We start from the raw sequence: 5092 nt of genomic DNA, 5'->3' as shown, positions 1-5092 counted from the left end.
CGGCACCCGTACCCCCCGCCACCTCGCCCACCTCCGTGAACTCGCCGACCGTGAACTGAAGTTGCACCGCGCCCTCAAGCGCCCCCGGCTGATCCGCATGTACGGCACCCTGACGGTCGACGACCCCGCCCACCCGGACCTGGACGGCGCGGTGGTCCTCGTCCTGGAGAAGGCGGAGGAGTCCCTCGCGTCCCGCCTCGCCCGCGACCCGGCGGCGCGGCCCCCGGCGCTGCTCGCCCACATCTGCGAGGGCCTGGCCCAGCTGCACCGGGCGGGCTGGGTCCACGGCGACCTGAAGCCCGCCAACGTGCTGCTGATGAAGGACGGTTCGGCCCGCCTCGCGGACTTCAACCTGGCCGCCGAACTGGAGGGCACGCACGCCTACACCCCCGCGTTCTCGACCCCCGACTACACGCCCCCGGAGCTGCTGTGGTCGGAGATCGGCGAGCGGGGGCGCCAGATCCGCCCCTCGGCCGACGTCTGGGCGTTCGGTGTCCTCGCCCACCTGGTCCTCACCGGCACCTTCCCGCTGCCCGGCGCCACGACGACGGCCCGCCGGGACGCGGCGGCGGCCTACGCCCGGGGCGCGGAGGAACTGCGTCTGTCGCCCCGGCTCCCGGACGCCTGGCGGGAGATCGTGCGGAGGTGTCTCGCGCGCACGCACGAGGAGCGGATCACCGGTGACGCGCTGCTGCGGAAGGTGGCGGCGGTGACGGGCACCGATGCCGGGCCCCGTCACCGGAGGCGTACGCCGCTGCTCATCGCGGGCGCGACGGCCGCCACGGTGGCGGTCGCCGTCCTCGGTTACGCCGTCACCGACTGGGCGGACGGCAGCGGCCCTCCGGGCGGCGGGGCGGCGCTGTACGGCGCCGAGTACCTCCGTACCGACAAGGACGTACCGCCCGCCTACCGGCTGCTGATCGTCGAGACGGCGCGCGACTGCGAACGCCCCGAGGTCACGCCGTCGTTGATCGCGGCGATGCTGAAGGTCGAGAGCGGCTTCGACCCGAACCTCGCGGACCCGGCCAACGACGAGTACGGCATCGCCCGGTGGACGCCGCGCGTGCTGCGCTGGTGGATGCACGAGGACGGCACGCCCGGCGAGTCGGTGCCCGTCCCGCCGTTCCCGCCCGCCGAGTCGATCCCGGCGATGGGCCGCTACCTGTGCTGGATCGCGCCCCGCCTGGACCCGAAGCTGCCGGGCGACCGCCGGGTGCTGGTCTCGGCGGCGTACCGGACCTCGTACAAGGTCGTCAACAAGGCGGCCGGCGTTCCCCCGAAGGTCGAGCCCTACGCCGGGCGCGTCGCCCACTACCTCAAGGAGTACACCCCGCCGGGCGCGAAGTGACCCTCAGAGGTGCGAGGTACCCCTTCCCCGCCTTCCGTACGAAGGTGAAGGCCGTTCACCCACGGGGGTGGTGAACGTGCCGAGGAAGGACACCTTCATGAAAGCGCGTATCGCGTCGCCACCTGAGCGCGGCACGCGGGTCACCCGTGCAGTTCGCGGTACGCCGCCACCGCTCCCGGGTGGAGCGGCACCTCGCCGGTGCCGATCAGGCTCCGCACGTCCAGGAACTGCGTCCCGAGCGCCGACGCCGGGACCAGCCGGGCCGCGCGCCCGACCAGTACGTGGGTGAGGGCGGCGGCGAGCGGGGGCGGCAGGTCGGGGCGGCACAGCAGCAGGTTGGCCGCCCCGATCGTGGCCACCTCGGCCGTCCCCTCGTACGCGCCCGCCGGTATCGTCACCGCCTCCACGCCCGCCCCGCCGCTCTCGCGCACCTTGGGCAGGAGCCCCGCCAGGGGCAGGAGCCGGATGCCGGGGGCGCGGGCGAGGGGGGTCAGCACGGGCATGGGTACGCCGCCGGCGACGAGTACGGCGTCGACGGCGCCCGTCCGCATGGCCCGCGTGACCTGCGTCATCCGCAGATGCCGTACTCGTACGTCCACGCCGGGCGTCAGTCCCGCCGCGCGCAGCAGCCGGTCACCGAGCACGGCGCCGCCCGAGGCGGGGGCGCCCACGGACACGGTCCGCCCCGCGAGGTCGGCGACCCCGTGGACCGGCGCGTTCGCGCGGACGGCGAGCTGCGCGTAGTTCTCGTACACCCGGCCCACCGCGCGCAACGGCACCGGCGCCGGGAACGGCCCTCGGCCGGCGTACGCGGACCAGGCGATGTCGGCGAGCGCGAGTGCGACGTCCGCGCGGCGTTGCGCCAGCAGCCGGATGTTCGCGACGCTTCCCTCGCTGCTGACGACTTCGCAGGTCAGGCGGGGGTACGCGGCGGTGACCTGCTGGGCGAGGAGGCGTCCGAAGGCGACGTAGAAGCCGTCGCCCTCGCCGGTGGCGATACGGAGTCCGCCGGTGGGGCCCCGGTCGGCGAGCCGGGCGTCGCCGCCGAGCGCCGCGGCTCCGGTGGCTCCGAGGGCGGCGAGCAGGAGGGTGCGGCGGCTGTTCACGGCGTACGGCTCTCGGGGAGCACCGCGCGGACGGTCAGCCCGCTCGGGACGCGGGCCTCGAACTCGATGCGTCCGCCGTGTCCGGCGACCAGCCGCTCGGCGATGGCGAGCCCCAGGCCGCTTCCGCGTACGTCCCGATGGCGTTCCGCGCGCCAGAACCTCGTTGCCGCGCAGGCGAGTTCGGCGGCGGACAGGCCGGGCCCGTCGTCCCGTACCTCGATCACCACCTCGGTGCCGGTCGTCCTGGAGGACACCTCGACGTGGCCGCCTCCGTACTTGATCGCGTTGTCGACGAGGATGTCCATCACCTGCGCCAGTTCGTCGGCGGAGCACGCCACCACGCCCGTCCCGGCCTGGTCGAGGACGAGCGTCCCCTGTGCGGCGGGCCGCCACACCTCCATCTGTGCCTCGATCACCGGCCGCACCTCGCAGCCCGCGCCCTGACGGTCCGTCATCGCCAGTTCCCCGGCCCGGTGTTCGGCGTCGGCCAGCCTCAGCAGGTCGTCCAGCAGCCGTTCCATGCGCTCCAGTTCGGCGGTGACGCCGGTGTACGTGCGGGTCGCCTCCTTCGCCAGCCGGGGCTGGAGCGAGTCGATGCGCAGCCTCAACGCGGCGAGCGGGTTGCGGAGTTGGTGCGAGGTGTCGGCGACGAGGCGGCGTTGCTGTTCGAGGGCGGTCGTCACCGTGTCGGCCATCCGGTTGAACCCCTCGACGACCTGCCGGAGTTCGGGCGGCCCCCCGGCGCGCACGACCCGCTCGGGCGGCAGCCCCGCCGCCAACTCCCCCACCGCGCGGTCGAGTCGGTGCAGCGGCCGTACCACCCACTGGGTCGCCCGGCGCGCGAGCAGCACGCAGGCCGCCGCGAACACCCCGGCCCCGGCGAGGACGAGGGCCCAGCGCAGGGCGACGTCGTCGGCGGCGGCCCGGACGGACGCGCGCAGGACGACCGCGCCGGAGACGCGGGTGCCGGTGCCGACGGGGCGGGCGAGCAGCACGTCGGCGCGGGACCAGGGGCGCACCGTCCCTTCGGGGTAGCGGAGTTGGCTGCGCAGGGCGGCGTCCACGAGACGGGCCACGGCGGGGTCGGCGGCGTGCAGGCCGCCGGTCTGGACGACGGGCGCGCGGCGGGCGTCGACGACCACGACGGCCTCGCCGTACAGCTCGGTGTAGCGGCCGGCCTCGGCGGTCAGGGTGCTCATGTCGCCGCTCTCGGCGGCCTGTTCGGCGAGGGTGGCGAACCGGTCGAGGTCGGCGGCGCGTGCGGCGACGAGCTGCCCGGTGCGCTGGACGGCCGTCAGCGTCAGGAGGGGGGCGGCGAAACCGGCGACGGCGAGGAGGACGAAGGCCAGGACGACCGTGAGGACCCGTGCGCGCATCCCCTCACCCGCCGAAGCGGTAGCCGAACCCCCGGATGGTGGTGAGGAGTTCGGGGCGGCCGAGTTTCGCGCGGAGCTGGGTGATGTGGACGTCGAGGGAGCGGGACACGGCGAGGTAGGCGTCGCCCCACACCTCGTCCAGGAGCTGCTGGCGGCTCACGGCGGCACCCGGGCGGGAGGCGAGCGCGGCGAGGATCTCGAACTCCTTGGTGGTGAGCCGGACTTCGGCGTCGCCGACCTGTACGCGCCGGGCGTCCAGGTCGACTTCGACGTCCCCGGCGCGGACCGTGCGCTGCGCCGGGGCGGCGAGGGCGGCGGCGCGGCGGGCCACCGCCTCGATGCGGGCGAGGAGTTCGGCGAGGCGGACCGGTTTGACGAGGTAGTCGTCGGCGCCGAGCCTGAGGCCCCGCACGACGGAGCGTTCATCGCCGCGCGCGGTGAGGATCAGCACCGGGAGGGCGCTGACCGCGCGGAGTTTGCGCAGGACGTCGAGGCCGTCGNNCCCTGCGGACGCGGGCCGGTTCGTGTCCGGCGTCGTACAGGGCCTCGGTGAGGGCGCCCGCGACCCCGTCGTCGTCCTCGGCCAGCAGCACCCGCACCGCGCCTACCCCTTCCGCTCGTCCAGCGGCGAGCCGTCGGAGGTCTCGCGCATCCGAATGTAGACGAGCAGCGAAACCAGGACGCAGGCGGTGACGTAGAAGAAGTACCAGCTCTCGTGGCCGATGTCCTTGAACCACAGGGCGATGTACTCGGCGGTCCCGCCGAAGAGGGCGACGGTCAGCGCGTACGGCAGGCCAACTCCCAGCGCGCGGATGGCCGTTGGGAACAGCTCGGCCTTCACGACCGCGCTGATCGACGTGTACAGCGAGCTGATCGCCAGCGGCACGACCATCAACCCGAAGGCGTAGTACGGGTTGTCGGTGTGCGACAGCAGCGTCAGCGAGGGCACCACGACGAGCGCGCCGAGCACCCCGAACCCGATCAGCAGCGGACGCCGCCCGACCCGGTCGGAGAGGCGGCCCATCAGCGGTTGCAGCGCCACGAACACCAGCAGGGCGCAGAAGTTGATCCACGCGGCGGTCGGTTTCGCGATGCCGCTGGTGTTGACCATGAACTTCTGGAGGTACGTCGTGTACGTGTAGAAGAACAGTGTGCCGCCCATGGTGAGTCCGACGACGACCAGGCACTGGCGCGGGTACGACAGCAGCATCCGCAGACTCCCCCGGTCCCCGTCCGCCCGCCCCTGCTCAAAACTCTCCGAC

4 protein-coding genes and 2 pseudogenes are annotated in these 5092 nt (G+C 74.0%); 1 reads left to right on the top strand and 5 read right to left on the bottom strand.

Annotated features, from left to right (window positions below):
- Nucleotides 1-1348: protein kinase domain-containing protein (locus AOK24_RS38535; RefSeq protein WP_159052139.1), on the top strand; the 1348-nt coding region annotated here is incomplete at its 5' end.
- Between the two features lie 140 nt (nt 1349-1488).
- Here AOK24_RS38535 and AOK24_RS38530 read toward each other — a convergent pair.
- The 5 genes and pseudogenes from AOK24_RS38530 to AOK24_RS38515 all read right to left on the bottom strand — a co-directional run.
- Nucleotides 1489-2454 carry a TAXI family TRAP transporter solute-binding subunit gene (locus AOK24_RS38530; protein ID WP_055724589.1) on the bottom strand — a complete coding sequence of 322 codons (966 nt, stop codon included), beginning with the start codon at nt 2452-2454 and terminating at the stop codon, nt 1489-1491.
- On the bottom strand, nt 2451-3830 hold the full coding sequence (locus AOK24_RS38525) for a sensor histidine kinase (RefSeq protein ID WP_055724588.1): 1380 nt from the start codon (nt 3828-3830) through the stop codon (nt 2451-2453). The genes AOK24_RS38530 and AOK24_RS38525 overlap by 4 nt, the downstream gene beginning before the upstream one ends.
- 4 nt (nt 3831-3834) lie before the next feature.
- A pseudogene (locus AOK24_RS38520) lies at nt 3835-4330 on the bottom strand (response regulator transcription factor); the annotation flags it as partial.
- Between the two features lie 2 nt (nt 4331-4332).
- A pseudogene (locus tag AOK24_RS51715) lies at nt 4333-4429 on the bottom strand (DNA-binding response regulator); the annotation flags it as partial.
- Nucleotides 4430-4434: 5 nt separating this feature from the next.
- On the bottom strand, nt 4435-5092 hold a 658-nt coding region (locus AOK24_RS38515), incomplete at its 5' end, for an MFS transporter (protein WP_159052138.1).

Source organism: Streptomyces niveiscabiei, from assembly GCF_001419795.1.
GTDB classification, from domain to species: domain Bacteria; phylum Actinomycetota; class Actinomycetes; order Streptomycetales; family Streptomycetaceae; genus Streptomyces; species Streptomyces niveiscabiei.
This window is presented reverse-complemented; position numbering and strand designations above follow the sequence as displayed.